Origin of the sequence: Micromonospora sp. WMMD558 (assembly GCF_049315255.1) — a bacterium.
Taxonomy (GTDB): domain Bacteria; phylum Actinomycetota; class Actinomycetes; order Mycobacteriales; family Micromonosporaceae; genus Micromonospora.
This window is the reverse complement of record NZ_CP186061.1, coordinates 105,194-121,331: the sequence shown is the minus strand read 5'-3', so window position 1 is coordinate 121,331 and position 16,138 is coordinate 105,194. Positions and strand designations below refer to the sequence as shown.

15 protein-coding genes are annotated in these 16,138 nt (G+C 73.3%); 14 read left to right on the top strand and 1 reads right to left on the bottom strand.

Annotated elements, in window-relative coordinates:
• Window positions 1-72 precede the first annotated feature (72 nt).
• The 7 genes from infB to ACN26Y_RS00535 all read left to right on the top strand — a co-directional run bounded on the left by infB (window position 73) and on the right by ACN26Y_RS00535 (window position 7,759).
• A complete protein-coding gene (gene infB, locus ACN26Y_RS00565; protein WP_155333546.1) occupies window positions 73-3,075 on the top strand; it encodes a translation initiation factor IF-2 in 3,003 nt (1,000 codons plus the stop codon).
• A gap of 87 nt (window positions 3,076-3,162) precedes the next feature.
• Window positions 3,163-3,456, top strand: a complete 294-nt coding sequence (locus ACN26Y_RS00560) for a DUF503 domain-containing protein (RefSeq protein WP_155333545.1) — start codon at window positions 3,163-3,165, stop codon at window positions 3,454-3,456.
• 152 nt (window positions 3,457-3,608) lie between these two features.
• A complete protein-coding gene (rbfA, locus tag ACN26Y_RS00555) occupies window positions 3,609-4,091 on the top strand; it encodes a 30S ribosome-binding factor RbfA (protein WP_422734071.1) in 483 nt (160 codons plus the stop codon).
• A gap of 32 nt (window positions 4,092-4,123) precedes the next feature.
• A complete protein-coding gene (locus ACN26Y_RS00550) occupies window positions 4,124-5,188 on the top strand; it encodes a DHH family phosphoesterase (protein WP_422734994.1) in 1,065 nt (354 codons plus the stop codon).
• Window positions 5,189-5,307: 119 nt separating this feature from the next.
• On the top strand, window positions 5,308-5,715 hold the full coding sequence (locus tag ACN26Y_RS00545) for a hypothetical protein (RefSeq protein WP_155333543.1): 408 nt from the start codon (window positions 5,308-5,310) through the stop codon (window positions 5,713-5,715).
• Window positions 5,715-5,924, top strand: a complete 210-nt coding sequence (locus tag ACN26Y_RS00540; RefSeq protein ID WP_196255955.1) for a DUF6186 family protein — start codon at window positions 5,715-5,717, stop codon at window positions 5,922-5,924. The genes ACN26Y_RS00545 and ACN26Y_RS00540 overlap by 1 nt, the downstream gene beginning before the upstream one ends.
• Before the next feature lie 506 nt (window positions 5,925-6,430).
• A complete protein-coding gene (locus ACN26Y_RS00535) occupies window positions 6,431-7,759 on the top strand; it encodes an MATE family efflux transporter (RefSeq protein WP_155333541.1) in 1,329 nt (442 codons plus the stop codon).
• Window positions 7,760-7,807: 48 nt separating this feature from the next.
• On the opposite strand, the gene ACN26Y_RS00530 is transcribed toward ACN26Y_RS00535, so the two are convergent.
• Entirely contained in the window at window positions 7,808-8,128 is a 321-nt protein-coding gene (locus ACN26Y_RS00530) for a hypothetical protein (protein WP_230688838.1), read from the bottom strand.
• Between the two features lie 146 nt (window positions 8,129-8,274).
• Here ACN26Y_RS00530 and truB point away from each other — a divergent pair, with 146 nt between their 5' ends.
• From truB to ACN26Y_RS00495, 7 genes are all read left to right on the top strand, one after another.
• Window positions 8,275-9,159, top strand: coding sequence for a tRNA pseudouridine(55) synthase TruB (truB, locus tag ACN26Y_RS00525; protein WP_155333540.1), 885 nt, complete (start codon window positions 8,275-8,277; stop codon window positions 9,157-9,159).
• 36 nt (window positions 9,160-9,195) lie between these two features.
• A complete protein-coding gene (locus ACN26Y_RS00520) occupies window positions 9,196-10,125 on the top strand; it encodes a bifunctional riboflavin kinase/FAD synthetase (RefSeq protein ID WP_155333539.1) in 930 nt (309 codons plus the stop codon).
• A 265-nt stretch (window positions 10,126-10,390) separates the two neighbouring features.
• The gene (gene rpsO, locus ACN26Y_RS00515) at window positions 10,391-10,660 is read left to right on the top strand and encodes a 30S ribosomal protein S15 (protein ID WP_155333538.1); all 270 of its coding nucleotides are present in this window, start codon (window positions 10,391-10,393) and stop codon (window positions 10,658-10,660) included.
• 237 nt (window positions 10,661-10,897) lie between these two features.
• Window positions 10,898-13,276 (top strand): polyribonucleotide nucleotidyltransferase, encoded by a 2,379-nt coding sequence (locus tag ACN26Y_RS00510; RefSeq protein ID WP_155333537.1) that lies wholly within the window; start codon window positions 10,898-10,900, stop codon window positions 13,274-13,276.
• A 47-nt stretch (window positions 13,277-13,323) separates the two neighbouring features.
• Entirely contained in the window at window positions 13,324-14,718 is a 1,395-nt protein-coding gene (locus ACN26Y_RS00505; RefSeq protein WP_422734070.1) for a M16 family metallopeptidase, read from the top strand.
• A 54-nt stretch (window positions 14,719-14,772) separates the two neighbouring features.
• The gene (gene dapB, locus ACN26Y_RS00500; RefSeq protein ID WP_155333535.1) at window positions 14,773-15,546 is read left to right on the top strand and encodes a 4-hydroxy-tetrahydrodipicolinate reductase; all 774 of its coding nucleotides are present in this window, start codon (window positions 14,773-14,775) and stop codon (window positions 15,544-15,546) included.
• Between the two features lie 41 nt (window positions 15,547-15,587).
• A complete protein-coding gene (locus ACN26Y_RS00495; protein ID WP_155333534.1) occupies window positions 15,588-16,064 on the top strand; it encodes a GNAT family N-acetyltransferase in 477 nt (158 codons plus the stop codon).
• Window positions 16,065-16,138 lie beyond the last annotated feature (74 nt).

The window sequence follows — 16,138 nt, the reverse complement described above, 5'->3', positions numbered from 1 at the left end:
ATGACCAGGCTTCAAGTGCACGAGTGAGGTCGCTGCGGGTGCTGCCCGCACGACCTCGGAGTGAGGAGTGCAGTGGCAGGAAAGGCCCGCGTACACGAGCTTGCCAAGGAGCTCGGGGTCGAAAGCAAGACCGTTCTCGCCAAGCTCAAGGAGATGGGCGAGTTCGTGAAGTCCGCGTCCAGCACCGTCGAGGCGCCCGTCGCCCGACGGCTGCGTGGCGCATTCGTCAACAACGGCGGTGCCCCGGCGCCGGCCGCCCCGCAGGCGGCCGCTCCGACGGCTCCGGCGTCGACCCCGACCCCGTCGCCGGCCCCGGGCGCGCCCCGCGTCTCGGCCAAGCCGATGCCGCCCCGGCGGCCGGGTGCACCGACCCCCGGGCCGAAGCCCAAGGGGCCGGTTCCGGGCCCGCCGCAGCCGGCGGCGCCGGTTGCGAAGCCGGCGAGCGCCCACGACATCGAGGTGGCGGCCGCCGAGGCGCGTGCCGCCGCACTGAAGGCCGAGCAGGAGGCCGCGGTCAAGGCCGCGCAGGCTGCCCGGCAGCAGCAGCGGGAGAACGTCCGTCGGGAACCGCCGACGGAGGGTGGCCCGCGTCCCGGCCCGCGTCCGGGTCCGGGCGGCATGCCGCCCCGGCCGGGCACCCCGGCCGCCGGTCGTCCCGGTGGCCCCACCCCGGGCCCCGGTGGTCGGCCGGGCGGCCGTCCGCCGGCGCGTGGCGCCGGTAACAACCCGTTCGGCATCCAGGGCGGTCAGCAGCAGCGCCCGCCGGCCGCCGGTGCGGGCGGTCCCCGCCCGAGCCCGGCGTCGATGCCGCCGCGGCCCAGCCCGGCGTCCATGCCGCCGCGGCCCAGCCCGGCGTCGATGCCGAGCCAGCGTCCCGCGACCGGTCGCCCCGGCGGTCCCGGTGGCGGTCGTGGCGGCCCCGGTGGCGGCGCAGGTCGTCCCGGCGGCGGTGGCGGTGGCTTCCGCGGCGGTCCCGGTGGCGGCGGCGGTGGCGGTGGCTACCGCGGCGGTCCCGGTGGCGGTGGCGGTGGCTACCGTGGCGGTCCCGGTGGTGGTGGTGGCGGCGGTGCCGGCGGCGGTTTCCGCCCGGGTGCCCCGGCTGGTGGCGCCGGTCGTCCGGGTGGTGGCGGTCGCGGTCGCGGCGGTGGCGCCGCGGGTGCCTTCGGGCGTCCGGGTGGCAAGCCGACCCGTGGTCGCAAGTCCAAGAAGCAGCGCAGACAGGAGTTCGACAACCTGTCGGCCCCGACCATGAGCTCGGGTGCTCCCCGGGGTCAGGGTCAGGTCGTCCGGCTGTCCCGTGGCGCCTCGCTCTCGGACTTCGCCGACAAGATCAACGCCAACCCGGGTTCGCTGGTCCAGGAGATGTTCAACCTGGGCGAGATGGTCACGGCGACCCAGTCCTGCTCCGACGACACCCTGCTGCTGCTGGGTGAGCACCTCGGCTTCAACGTGCAGATCGTCAGCCCGGAGGACGAGGATCGCGAGCTGCTCGCGCAGTTCAACATCGACCTCGACGCCGAGGTGGCGGAGGACCGCCTGGTCAGCCGTGCGCCGGTGGTGACCGTCATGGGTCACGTCGACCACGGTAAGACCAAGCTGCTCGACGCGATCCGCAAGGCGAACGTGGTGGCCGGCGAGGCGGGTGGCATCACCCAGCACATCGGCGCGTACCAGGTCCACGTCCCGCACGAGGGCGAGGACCGGGCGGTGACCTTCATCGACACCCCGGGTCACGAGGCGTTCACCGCCATGCGTGCCCGTGGTGCCCAGGTCACGGACATCGTGGTGCTGGTGGTGGCGGCCGACGACGGCGTCATGCCGCAGACCATCGAGGCGTTGAACCACGCCAAGGCGGCGGACGTGCCGATCGTGGTCGCGGTCAACAAGGTCGACAAGCCGGAGGCCAACCCGGACAAGGTCCGCCAGCAGCTGACCGAGTACGGCCTGGTCGCCGAGGAGTACGGCGGCGACACCATGTTCGTCAACGTGGCCGCCAAGCCGGGCATCGGCATCGAGGATCTGCTCGAGGCCGTCCTGCTGACCGCCGACGCGTCGCTGGAGCTGACCGCTCCGATCGACGGGCCGGCGCAGGGTGTGGCGATCGAGGCGCACCTGGACAAGGGCCGCGGTGCGGTGGCGACGGTGCTGGTGCAGAAGGGCACCCTGCGGGCGGGCGACTCGATCGTCGCCGGCGGGGCGCACGGCCGGGTCCGTGCGATGCTCGACGAGAACGGCAACCAGGTCTCCGAGGCGGGTCCGTCCCGTCCGGTGCTGGTGCTGGGTCTGACCGCGGTGCCGGGGGCGGGCGACACGTTCCTGGCCGCCGAGGACGACCGCACCGTGCGGCAGATCGCCGAGCAGCGCCAGGCGCGGCGGCGGGCGGCGGCATTCGCCAACTCCCGTGGCCGGGCCACCCTCGAGACGCTCATGGAGCAGCTCAAGGAGGGCGAGAAGACCTCGCTCAACCTGGTGCTCAAGGGCGACGTCTCCGGTTCGGTGGAGGCCCTCGAGGACGCCCTGTTCGCCCTCGACATTCCCGAGGAGGTCCAGCTCAGGATCATCCACCGGGGCGTCGGTGCGATCACCGAGAGCGACGTCATGCTGGCGAGCGCCTCGTCCGAGGCGGTCACGATCATCGGCTTCAACGTGCGGGCTGCCAACAAGGTCCGTGAGATGGCCGACCGCGAGGGCGTGGAGATCCGGTACTACACCGTCATCTACCAGGCCATCGAGGAGATCGAGGCGGCGCTCAAGGGCCTGCTCAAGCCGGAGTACGAGGAGGTCGAGCTCGGCGCCGCGGAGGTCCGCGAGGTCTTCCGCTCGTCCAAGATCGGCAACATCTCCGGTTGTATCGTCCGGTCGGGCCTCATCCGGCGCAACGCCAAGGCCCGTCTCCTGCGCGACGGCACGGTGGTGGCGGACAACCTCACCATCAGCTCGCTCAAGCGGTTCAAGGACGACGCGACCGAGGTGCGCGAGGGCTTCGAGTGCGGTCTGACCCTGGCCGGTTACAACAACGTCCAGGTCGGCGACGTGATCGAGACCTTCGAGATGCGGGAGAAGGCACGCGCCTGATCCGCTGAGACACTGATCAAGGGGTTTACGCCGAAAGGCGTAAACCCCTTGATCATGTGTGGGTGTGTCCGGGTATCGTCCGAGGCGATGTTCACCGGAACCGCGGTTTTCGACCTGCTGCTGCCGGGCGACTCCCGGTCGCTCAAGGCCAAGAGGTCCTACGTACGGCCGATCGTGGCGGCGTTGCGCCGCTTCGAGGTGTCGGCCGCCGAGGTGGGAGCGCTCGACCTGCACGGTCGGGCGCTGATCGGGGTGGCCGTGGTGGCGGCCGAGCCGGCCCACGTGCGCGAGGTGCTGGATTCGTGCGAGCGCCTGGTGGCCGCCCGGCCGGAGGCCGAGCTGCTGTCCGTGCGCCGACGGCTGCACGGTGAGGACGACTGAGACCGTCCGTCACCGGGTGTCCGGTACCACCGGCGGCGGCGCACGGCCGCGGTGGTGGCGCGGGTAGTGTTCGAGGTGTTGGCCGGCCGGCCCGGGTGACGTTCCGCGTCCCCCGGCGGCGGCCGGGAGCGGGACGCCGTGGAGGTGGCGAGATGTCGGATCCGGCCAAGGTACGCCGGCACGCGGAGCGGGTGCGTGAACTGGTCGCGTCGGTGGTACGCAGCCAAATCAAGGACCCGCGGCTCGGCATGATCACCATCACCGACGCCCGGATCACCGCCGACCTGCGGGACGCCACGGTCTTCTACACGGTGCTCGGCGACGCGGCGGCCCAGTCGGGCACGGCGGCGGCGCTGGAGAGCGCCAAGGGCATGCTCCGCAGCACGGTGGGCAAGGCCCTCGGGCTCCGCCACTCGCCGACGCTGACCTTCGTCCTCGACGACGTGCAGGACCAGGTCAAGCACATCGACGACCTGCTCGCCCAGGCCCGCCACGCGGACGCCGAGGTGCAGCGCCTCGCCGCCAGGGCCGAGTACGCGGGCGAGGCCCAGCCGTACCGGCTGGAGGACGAGGCGGACGAGGACACCGAGGAGACCGAGGACGCTGACGAGCCGCGGAGCGGGGACCGGCGGTGACCGATCCGTCCGGCGGCGCGCTGACCGACGTGGTGCCCGACGGCGCCGTCGAGACGTCCACCGAGGCCGCCCCGGCGGCGGCCGGGCCGGTCGAGGCCGAGTGGGCGGCCGCCGTCGCCGCCGTACGCGCCGTGCCGGCGGACGGGCGGGTGCTGCTGATCTGCCACGTCAACCCCGACGGCGACGCGCTCGGCAGCATGCTCGGCTTCGGCCTCGCCCTGCGGCGGCTCGGCGTCGGGCGGTTGCAGGCCACCTTTCCCGGCCCGTTCGAGGTGCCCGAGACGCTCCGTGGGTTGCCGGGCGAGGAGCTGCTGGTGCCGGCGGCGGAGGCGTACCCGGATCCGGACCTGGTGGTCTGCTTCGACGCGGCGAGCGAATCCCGCCTGGGCGACCTCGTCGACCGGCTGGCCACCGCCGGCACCGCCCTGGTGCTCGACCACCACGCGTCCAACACCCGGTTCGGCGGGGTCAACCTGGTGGAGCCGGGCGCGGCGGCGACCTCGGTGGTCGTCGACGAGCTGCTGACCCGTCTCGGGGTGCCGCTCGACGCGGGGATCGCGGAGTGCCTGTACGTGGCGCTGACCACCGACACCGGCTCGTTCCGGTTCGAGGCCACCACCCCGGCGGTGCACCGACTCGCGGCCCGGCTGCTCGCCACCGGCATCCGGCCGGGCGACATCTCCCGCCGGATCTTCGACACCCGGCCGTTCGGCGCGGTCCGGCTCTTCGGCGAGGTGCTGGGCCGGGCGCGACTGGAGCCCGCGGCGGCGGGCGGCCGGGGTCTGGTCTGGACGTACGCGACCCTGGACGACCTGGCGCGGCACGGGCAGCGGCCGTACGTGCTGGAGGCGCTCATCGACTCCGTACGGTGCACCGCGGAGGCCGACGTGAGCTGCGTGGTGAAGCAGATCGCGCCCGGGGAGTGGGCGGTGTCGCTGCGTAGCAAGGGTGCGGTGGACGTCAGCCGGGTGGCGGTGGCGCTGGGTGGTGGCGGGCACCGCTTCGCGGCCGGCTTCACCGGGCGGGGCGACGCCGAGCAGGTGGTCGACGCCATCCGCGACCAACTGGACGCGGCGCTGATCGACGTCCGCCGCTGAATGTGGGTCGCCGGGGCCGCCGGCCCGACGCCGGTGCGGGGCTCGACCCGGAAAGATCAGGGTCGGCTCCGGGGAGTGTCCGTCTTTCCGCCGTCGGTGACGGTGGGCAGAATTGCGGGATGGAGCAGCCCCACGACCTCACCGTCGAGGCGCCCCGCGCCTGGGACCGTCCCGCCGTCGCCGTGCCGGTGCTCGTCTGCCTGTCGCTCGTCGGTGGCCGGTTCCCGTCCTTCTCGGTCGAGGCCAACCTCTGGACGCTCGGCACCGGTGGGGTGCTGATCTGGCTCGGCCTGAGCAACCGGGTGCCCCGGCGGCCCGCGCCGCACCGGCTGGATTCGGGTGCGGTGTGGTGGACGCTGCCGGTCGTGGTGTTCGTGGTGTTCGAGGGGGCGACCTTCGTGGCCGCCGCCGGCGACGACTTCCCCACCTTCTCCCGCCTGGCCGATCCGCTGCTGGAGGACCGACTGGTCCGCTCCGCGACCTGGCTGGCCTGGCTGTCGGCGTTCTGGGGGCTGGTGCGGCGATGATGCGGGCGCTGGCCATCGGCGGTTTCCTGGTCTCGTTGGCTCTCTTCGCCGTCGTCGAGTGGGCCGCCCGGCGCGAGGGGTCCCGGATCCCCACCCTCGGCGAGCTCTGCGCGTACGTGATGCGCTACGAGGTGGGGTCGGTGCCGGTCGGCCGGATCGGCGTCTTCGGCTTCTGGTGGTGGCTCGGCTGGCACTTCCTGGCCCGCTGAAGAGGCCGTCGGCGTACCGTCACCGTTGTCCAGATTCCGGGAACACCGCGCAGCATGTGGACCTGAACGATAGCTTGGGAATTGACCGGCGCCGTGCGACGGCGCTGGTCGTGGGCGGTGGTGCCGCACCCGGCGCCGCCTCCCTCCAGGGTCCGATCGACCCGGGCTCGCTGCCCCAGCAGCCGCTCCGGTGACCCCGGATGTGCTGAGGGCGCACAGACCGCCCGTGAGTTCCACCGTCGTGCCGGTGGCTCGCGCCCTGGAAGGGATCACCACTCATGCCGAACAAGCCCAAGCCCGAGACCACGGACGAGGCCCGCGAGCAGATGCGCCGCGCCCTGCAGACCTCGATGGACACCCGTCAGTGACGCCGGCGCGGATCGGTTGATGCCCGGCGGCGTCCCACGCCGGTGTGCCGGGCATCGACCAGCCGGGACGGGAGGACCGCCCGGTAAGTGACGTACGAGGTTGCAGCCCTTACCTCGCACGTGTCAGGATCGGCGGCGATGAGCCAGCCGGTCGCCACCGCCCCCGAGACAGCGTCGCCCCGACGGATCGCGGCGCTCGCCCTGCCCGCACTCGTCGTGCTGGCCGCCGAGCCCCTCTACGTCCTGGTCGACACCGCCGTCGTGGGGCACCTGGGCCGGGTTCCGCTCGCCGCGCTGGCCGTCGGCGGCACCGTCCTCACCCTCATCGCCTGGCTCGGCACGGTCGTCGCGTACGGCACCACCGGCCGGTCCGCCCGCCGGTTCGGTGCCGGTGACCGGGGCGCCGCCGTGGCGGAGGGCGTCCAGGCGTCCTGGCTCGCCCTCGGGGTGGGCGTCGCGGTCGCGGTCGGCATGCAGTTGGGCGGCGGAGCGCTCACGCGTACCCTCGCCGGGGCCGACGGCGACGTGGCCGACGCCGCGGCCCAGTGGCTGCGCGTCGCGGCGCTCGGCGCTCCAGGCCTGCTGCTCGCCGCCGCCGGCAACGGCTGGCTGCGCGGCATCCAGGACACCCGCCGTCCGCTGTGGTTCGTGCTCGGGCCGAACCTGCTCTCCGCGCTGCTCTGCCCGCTGCTGGTCTACCCGGCCGGGCTCGGCCTGGTCGGCTCGGCGGTGGCCAACGTGATCGCGCAGACGATCTCCGGTGCGCTCTTCGTCGGCGCGCTGGTCGCCGAACGGGTGTCCCTGAACCCGCGCCCACGGATGATCGCCCAGCAACTCGTGCTCAGCCGTGACCTGCTGATCCGCGGTCTCGCCTTCCAGGCGAGCTTCCTGTCCGCGACCGCGGTGGCCGCCCGCTTCGGCGCGGCCGCCGTCGGGGCCCACCAGATCGCCCTGCAACTGTGGTTCTTCACGGCGCTGGTGCTCGACGCGCTCGCCATCGCCGCCCAGGCGCTGGTCGGCGCGGCGCTGGGCGCCGGCGACGCCGCCGGGGCGCGCGGCCTGGCCCGCCGGATCGCTCTGCTCGGCGGGGTCTGCGGCGTGGCGTTCGCCGCGCTCATCGCCGCCGGCGCCGGCGTGGTCCCCGGGTGGTTCAGCTCCGATCCGCAGGTACGCGACCAGGCGATGGTGGCCTGGCCGTGGTTCGTGGCGATGCAGCCGCTCGCCGGCGTCGTCTTCGCCCTCGACGGGGTGCTGATCGGCGCCGGGGACGTCCGTTACCTGCGCAACCTGACGATCGTGGCGGCGCTCGGCGGCTTCCTGCCGGCGATCTGGCTGGCGTACGGGCTCGACCTCGGGCTCGGTGGCATCTGGGCCGGGCTCACCCTCTTCGTGGTGCTCCGGCTGGTCGCCCTGCTGCTCCGGCTGCGCTCCGGCGGCTGGGCGGTGGTCGGCGCGGTCCGGGCCTGACCGGGGCACACCCGCCGGCCCGCGCCGCGCATCCCGACCGGCTGTGCGTCACACCATCCCGAAGAGGGCGTTGGCGGCCAGCACCAGAGCCAGCGCCGCCGCGAAGCAGAGGAAGAACGCGGTCACCTTGACCGCGTTCGGGTAGCGCTCGTGTAGCCGGCGCCGGCCCTGCCACGCCCACCACCGCCGGCGGAGCGCGGCGGCGCCCGGCAGTGCGAGGGCGGCGCCGGCCAACCGGTCACCGACGGTGCGGCGCGGAGGCGGCGGGTTGAGCATCCACTCCGGCAAGGAGGAGGGCTGCTGCGGTGTGCGGAGCAGGCGCCGGTCGTCGGCGGTGGGACCGGTCCGGCTGTCGTTCGGAGTGCCCATCGAATCTCCCCGTGGTCCGGACGCCGGACTGCCGGCCGGCGTCACTACCGGACATCGTGGCAGGAAGAGGCGAACAACACATTCCCGTTTTCGGCCCGGCGTCCCGTCGCCGGGGCGCACCGGCCCATCTGGCAGGCTTGGCGGTCGTGAGCGCAGACGGACTGATCGTGGTCGACAAGCCCGGTGGCATGACGTCGCACGACGTGGTGGCGCGCGTACGGCGACTGGCCCGGACGCGACGCGTCGGGCACGGCGGCACCCTCGACCCGATGGCCACCGGCGTGCTGGTGATCGGCGTCGGTCGGGCCACCCGGCTGCTGACGTACGTGATCGGGGCCGGCAAGAGCTACACCGCCACGATCCGCCTCGGCCAGGCGACGGTCACCGACGACGCCGAGGGCGACGTGATCGCGACCACCCCGGCCGGGCGGGTGACCGACGACGCGGTCCGGGCCGCCCTCGCGGCGCTCACCGGTGAGATCGACCAGGTGCCCAGCGCGGTCAGCGCCATCAAGATCGACGGACAGCGGGCGTACAAGCGGGTACGAGAGGGGGAGAGCGTCGAGCTTCCGGCCCGCCGGGTCACCATCTCCCGGCTGGACGTCCTCGCGGTCCGCCGGGACCAGCCCGACGTGGTGGACGTGGACGTCGACGTCACCTGCTCGTCCGGCACGTACATCCGGGCGATCGCCCGGGACGTGGGGCTGGCGTTGGGGGTCGGCGGGCACCTGACCGCGCTGCGGCGTACCGCGGTCGGTGGTTTCACCCTGGCCGAGGCGGCCACCCTCGACGAGCTGGAGCAGCGCGCCCCCGACGTGGTCAACCTGCCGCTCGCCGCCGCGGCCGACCGGTTCTTCCCGCGTCGGGACGCCACCGCCGACGAGCAGCGGGTGCTGTCGCACGGCGGCCCGCTGCAGCCGGTCGGGATCGCCGGCCCGTACGCGGTCTTCGGCCCGGCCGGGGGGTTGATCGCTATCGTCAGCGAGCGGGACGGTCAGGCCCGCGCGGAGATCGTGCTGGCCCCGGCCTGACAGGCGACGGTCGGCCAGCGGCAGGGGAGGAGCGGTATGCAGCGGTGGCGGGGGTACGACGCGGCGCCCGGTGGCTGGGGGCGGTCGGTCGTCACGATCGGCGTCTTCGACGGCGTGCACAAGGGGCACCAGGCGACCATCGGTCACGCCGTGGCGCGGGCCCGGGAGCTGGGCATCAAGTCGGTGGTGGTCACCTTCGACCCGCACCCGGCGGAGGTGGTGCGGCCGGGCTCGCACCCGGCGGTGCTCACCGAGCCGGCCCGCAAGGCCGAGCTGATCGAGGCGCTCGGCGTGGACGTCCTCTGCGTGGTGCCGTTCACACCGGAGTTCTCCCGGCTGCCGGCCGAGGCGTTCGTTCACGACGTGCTGGTCGAGCACCTGCACGCCACCCGGGTCGTGGTGGGTGCCAACTTCCGGTTCGGGCACCGGGCCGCCGGTGACGTGGCGCTGCTGGAACGGCTCGGGCGGACCTTCGGCTTCGCCGTCGAGGGGGCGCCGCTGGTGTCGGAGGCGGGCACCGTCTTCTCCTCCACGTACATCCGCTCGTGCGTCGACGCCGGGGACGTGGTCACCGCCGCTGCCGCGCTGGGCCGGCCGCACCGGCTCGAAGGGGTGGTGGTGCGCGGCGACCAGCGTGGCCGTGAGCTCGGCTTCCCCACGGCCAACCTGCTCTGTCACCGGTACGCCGCGGTCCCCGCCGACGGCGTGTACGCCGCCCGCCTGGTGCGGCGGGGGCACCGGGAGCCGCTGATGGCCGCCGTGTCGGTCGGCACCAATCCGACCTTCTCCGGGCGGGAGCGGCGGGTCGAGGCGTACGTGCTCGACTTCGACGGCGACCTGTACGGCGAGCGGCTGGCCCTGGACTTCGTGGCGCACCTGCGGGGGCAGGTCCGGTACGACTCGGTCGAGCCGCTGGTGGCCCAGATCACCGAGGACGTCGAGCGGACCCGGCGGGCGCTGGCCTGAGGCCGCCCGCGCGGGCCCCGGGCGACGGGAGGTGCGGGCCGTCCACCGGCGGTGGGCTCCGGCGGCCGGTCGACGCCGCCGAGCCGCCCCGCGGCCCTTGACCGGCTCGCCCGACCGGTTGCTGGTAGGCTGACGGGGACGTCGGCTGACCGACGTGGGGCCTCGCGTGCCTGCACGACGCCGCGGGTGCGAGGACCGTCCGTCTCCGTTCGGCGCGACCCGACACGACGGACATCGCCGAACAACCCATCGAAACAGGGAGAACATGGCGCTCGACCAGGAAGCCAAGGCCCAGATCCGCGCGGAGTACGCGACCGTCGAGGGCGACACCGGTTCGCCCGAGGTGCAGGTCGCGGTCCTCACCAAGCGGATCGCGGACCTGACCGAGCACCTGAAGGTGCACAAGCACGACCACCACAGCCGCCGCGGGCTGCTGCTGCTGGTCGGCCGTCGCCGTCGGCTGCTCAACTACGTCCAGAAGAAGGACATCAACCGCTACCGGTCGCTCATCGAGCGGCTCGGTCTGCGCCGGTGACGTGACGGGGGAGTGGCCGACCAGGCCGCTCCCCCGCTTCGGTTCACCACCGGGAACACCGAACAACCAGGACCGCGCGACCACCCGACACCCAGGGAGCCGGTCAGCGTACCGGTCTCCGGTAGTGGCCCCCGGGCAAACGGCACGACGCCGACCGCCCGGGCGCTTCGATCGAAGACCGGCCGTCTGAACAGCTCTGCGTCGCGGGTCCGTTCACGCGAAGGAGCACAACCGCAGATGACCGAGAGCAGTAACCTCGGCACCGAGTCCCGCACCGCCGTGATCGACAACGGGGCCTTCGGCACCCGTGAGGTCACCTTCTCCACCGGTCGGCTGGCCCGTCAGGCCGCCGGCTCCGTCGTCGCCCAGCTGGGCGAGACGGTCGTCCTCTCCGCCACCACCGCCGGCAAGCAGCCGAAGGAGCAGTTCGACTTCTTCCCGCTGACCGTCGACGTCGAGGAGCGGATGTACGCCGCCGGGCGGATCCCCGGCTCGTTCTTCCGTCGTGAGGGGCGGCCCAGCGAGGACGCGATCCTCACCTGCCGCCTGATCGACCGGCCGCTGCGCCCGTCGTTCGTCAAGGGCCTGCGCAACGAGGTCCAGGTCGTCGAGACCGTCCTCGCGCTCGACCCGCAGCACCCGTACGACGTCGTGGCGATCAACGCCGCCTCGATGTCGACCAAGCTCTCCGGCCTGCCGTTCTCCGGGCCGATCGGCGCCACCCGGATGGCGCACGTCGACGGTCAGTGGGTCGCCTTCCCGACCCACGAGGAGCTGGCCCGGGCCACCTTCGACATGGTGGTCGCCGGCCGTGCCCTGCCGGACGGCGACGTCGCGATCATGATGGTCGAGGCGGAGGCCACCGAGCACACCGTGAAGCTGGTCGCCGACGGCGCCCCGGCCCCGACCGAGGAGGTCGTGGCGAGCGGTCTGGAGGCCGCCAAGCCGGCCATCCGCGAGCTGTGCCGCGCACAGAGCGAGCTGGCCGAGGTCGCCGCCAAGCCGGTCCTCGAGTACCCGGTGTTCCTCGACTACCAGGACGACGCGTACGAGGCGGTCGCGGAGTTCGCCCGCGCCGACGTCGCCGAGGCCCTCCAGATCGCCGGCAAGGCGGTGCGTGAGGAGGCCCTGGACGCGATCAAGGCCCGGATGCTGGACGAGCTCGCCCCGCGCTTCGAGGGTCGCGAGAAGGAGCTCTCCGCCGCCCTGCGGTCGCTGACCAAGTCCGAGGTCCGCAGCCGGGTGCTGCGCGAGCAGGTCCGCATCGACGGCCGTGGCCCGCGGGACATCCGCCCGCTGAACGCCGAGGTCGGCGTGCTGCCCCGGGTGCACGGCTCGGCGCTGTTCGAGCGTGGCGAGACCCAGATCCTGGGCGTCACCACGCTGAACATGCTGCGCATGGAGCAGGCGCTGGACACGCTCTCCCCGGAGAAGTCCAAGCGCTACATGCACAACTACAACTTCCCGCCGTACTCGACCGGTGAGACCGGCCGGGTCGGCTCGCCGAAGCGGCGGGAGATCGGCCACGGCGCGCTCGCCGAGCGGGCGCTGATCCCGGTGCTGCCGTCGCGCGAGGAGTTCCCGTACGCCATCCGGCAGGTCTCCGAGGCCCTCGGCTCGAACGGCTCCACGTCGATGGGCTCGGTCTGCGCGTCGACGCTCGGCCTGCTCAGCGCCGGTGTGCCGCTCAAGGCGCCGGTCGCCGGCATCGCCATGGGCCTCATCTCCGACGAGGTCGACGGCAAGACGCAGTACGTGACGCTGACCGACATCCTCGGCGCCGAGGACGCGTTCGGTGACATGGACTTCAAGGTCGCCGGCACCCGGGACTTCGTGACCGCGCTCCAGCTCGACACCAAGCTCGACGGCATCCCGTCGGACGTACTGGCCGCCGCGCTCCAGCAGGCGCACGAGGCCCGGCAGACGATCCTCGACGTGATGCAGCGGGCGATCGAGGCCCCGGCCCCGATGTCGGACTACGCGCCGCGGGTCACCACCGTCAAGATCCCGGTCGACAAGATCGGCATGGTGATCGGCCCCAAGGGTCAGACGATCAACGCCATCCAGGACGAGACCGGCGCCGAGATCTCCATCGAGGACGACGGCACGATCTACGTCGGCGCCACCAACGGCCCGTCGGCCCAGGCGGCGGTGGAGCGGATCAACGCCATCGCCAACCCGACGCTGCCGAAGCTCGGCGACCGGTTCCTCGGGACCGTGGTGAAGACGGCCGCGTTCGGCGCCTTCATCTCGCTGCTCCCGGGCCGCGACGGCCTGCTGCACATCTCGAAGGTGGGCGACGGCAAGCGGGTCGAGAAGGTCGAGGACTTCCTCAACGTCGGCGACAAGGTCGAGGTGGAGATCGCCGACATCGACCAGCGCGGCAAGATCTACCTGGACAAGGTCCGCCCGGAGGGCGCCGAGGCCCCGGCCGAGGCCGAGGCGGGCGCCGAGCGGCCGGCCGGCCGTGACCGGGGCGACCGGGGGCCGCGCGACCGCGGTGACCGCGACCGCGGCGGTGAGCGCGGCAGCCGTGGCCCGGACCGCGGTGACCGTGGCGAGGGCGGCGAGGGCGGCGGCGACTCGCGTCCGCGCCGTCGCACCCGGCACACCTGACCGGTAACCACCGCACCACCCACCCCTCGTCGAACCGGGAGCACCACGTGAGTCGGGCCGCCAGCGCGCCGTTTCCGCCGGATCGACGGGGGGTGGCGGCGTTCCGGGGCACGACCGGGGGCCGCGCCGGCGGCGCCCGTGCGGTGACCCGGACGCTCAGCGACGACCCGCTGGGCGGGACCGTCCGTCGGACGGTTCTGCCCAGCGGCCTGCGCGTGCTCACCGAGGCGATCCCCACGATGCGCAGCGTCTCGTTCGGCATCTGGGTGTCCGTGGGGTCGCGGGACGAGAACGGCCCGCAGGCCGGTGCCGCCCACTTCCTGGAGCACCTGCTGTTCAAGGGCACCCACAAGCGGAACGCCCTGGACATCTCCTCGGCGATCGAGGCGGTCGGCGGCGAGACCAACGCCTTCACGACGAAGGAGTACACCTGCTACTACGCGCGGGTGCTGGACGAGGACCTGCCGCTCGCCATCGACGTGATGTGCGACCTCGTCGCCGACTCGGTGCTCACCCCGGCCGACGTGGAGACCGAGCGGGGTGTGATCCTCGAGGAGATCGCCATGCACGACGACGAGCCCGGCGACGAGGTCCACGACCTCTTCACCCGGGCCGTCTACGGTGACCACCCGCTCGGCCGGCTGATCTCCGGCACCGAGGAGACGGTCACCCCGATGACCCGCCGGCAGATCCAGAGCTTCTACCGGCGGCACTACACCGCCCCCCGGATCGTCATCGCCGCCGCCGGCAACCTCGACCACGCCGCGGTGGTCAAGCTGGTCCGCCAGGCGTTGCGCGGCACTCCGCTGGACACCGACCCGGCGTCGCCGGCGCCGTTCCGGGCCGCCACCCCGGCGGTACGCACGAAGCCCGTCACGACCCTCGTGGAGCCGAAGGAGACCGAGCAGGCGCACGTCGTGCTCGGCTGCCCCGGCATCGACCGGCTGGACGACCGCCGCTTCGCCCTCGGCGTCCTCAACAACGTCCTCGGCGGCGGCATGTCGAGCCGGCTGTTCCAGGAGATCCGCGAGCAGCGCGGCCTCGCGTACTCGGTCTACTCGTACGCCAGCCAGTACGCCGACAGCGGCCTGTTCGCCGTCTACGCCGGCTGCGCTCCGGGCAAGGTGGACGAGGTGCTGGACCTGACCCGCACCGAGCTGGCGCGGGTGGCCGCCGACGGGCTGACCGAGGCCGAGGTGGCCCGTGGCAAGGGCATGAGCAAGGGCTCGTTCGTGCTGGGCCTGGAGGACACCGGCTCCCGGATGAGCCGCCTCGCCAAGGGCGAGCTGCTCTACGGCGACCTGATGCCCGTCGACGAGCTGCTCGCCCGGGTCGACGCGGTCACCGTCGACGACGTCAACGACCTCGCCGCCGAGCTGCTCGGGCGGCCGATGTCCCTGGCCGTGGTCGGCCCGTTCGGCGAGTCCGACTTCGCCGCGTGAGCGACCACCCCACCCCGGCGGTGCCCGCGTCCCGATTGGGATAGGTTGTGCCCCGTGACTGACGAGCAGGACAAGAGCGCGGACGAGCCGATCCGGGTCGGCGTGCTGGGCGCTCGGGGCCGGATGGGTCTCGAGGTGTGCCGAGCGGTGGACGCGGCGCCCGACATGGAGCTGGTGGCCATGATCGACCAGGGCGACTGGCTGTTCAACGCCTCCGACGCCGGGGCCGAGGTGGTCGTCGACTTCACCACCCCCGACGTCGTCATGGACAACCTGCACTGGTGCATCGACCAGGGCATCAGCGCCGTGGTCGGCACGACGGGCTTCACCGAGGCGCGGCTGGAGCGGGTACGCGGCTGGCTCGCCCGCAAGCCCGGCGTGGGCGTGGTGGTCGCCCCCAACTTCGGCGTCGGCGCGGTCCTGATGATGCAGTTCGCCGCCCGGGCGGCCCGGCACTTCGAGTCGGTGGAGATCATCGAGCAGCACCACCCGCGCAAGCTCGACGCCCCGAGCGGCACCGCCACGCACACCGCCCGTCTGATCGCCGAGGCCCGCGCCGCGGCGGGGCTGGGCTCCGTGCCGGACGCCACCAAGGACGAGGTGGCCGGCGCGCGTGGCGCCGACATCGACGGCGTACGCGTGCACGCGGTCCGCGCCACCGGCCTGGTCGCCCACCAGGAGGTGCTCTTCGGCACCACCGGCGAGACGCTGACCATCCGGCACGACTCGTACGACCGGGCGTCCTTCATGCCGGGCGTGCTGCTGGCCGTCCGCGAGGTGCGCAACCGACCGGGCCTCACGGTCGGCCTGGACGCCCTGCTCGACTGAAAGCGGTCGTCAGTCCACCCGGGCCGCTCTAGGCTGCCCGGGTGATCGACTCCCACGTCCACGACCGGCTCGGCCGCCGGGTCACCCTGCGCCCGGTGGACGACGACAACTGGCGTGCGGTGGCGGACGTCGCCCCGCGCGACGACCAGCGCCTCTGGGTGCCCGCTCTCGCCGCCCGCTACCTGCTGCTGACCGACCGGTCCGACGTGTGGACCTCACTCGCGGTGTACGCCGACGAGACCGTCGTCGGCCACGTGATGTGGGGTGTGGACGACGACGGGTCGCGGTGGATCGGCGGCATGCTGGTCGACGCGGCCGAACAGGACCACGGCGTCGGCCGTGCCGCGGTGGTGACCCTGGCGGAGTGGCTGGCCCGGGAGGGCGGCGGAAACCCGGTGCGGCTGTCGTACCACCCGGACAACACCGTCGCCGCCCGTCTCTACAGCAGCCTGGGTTTCGCCCCGACCGGTGCGACGGAGGACGACGAGATCGTCGTCGAACTGGTCGACCCCGCCTGACAACCCGCTGCGCCGGCCGGCCGCGCACGTCCGGCCGCGCACGGTCCGGCCGCGCGGGCCGGGCCGCGGTGGGC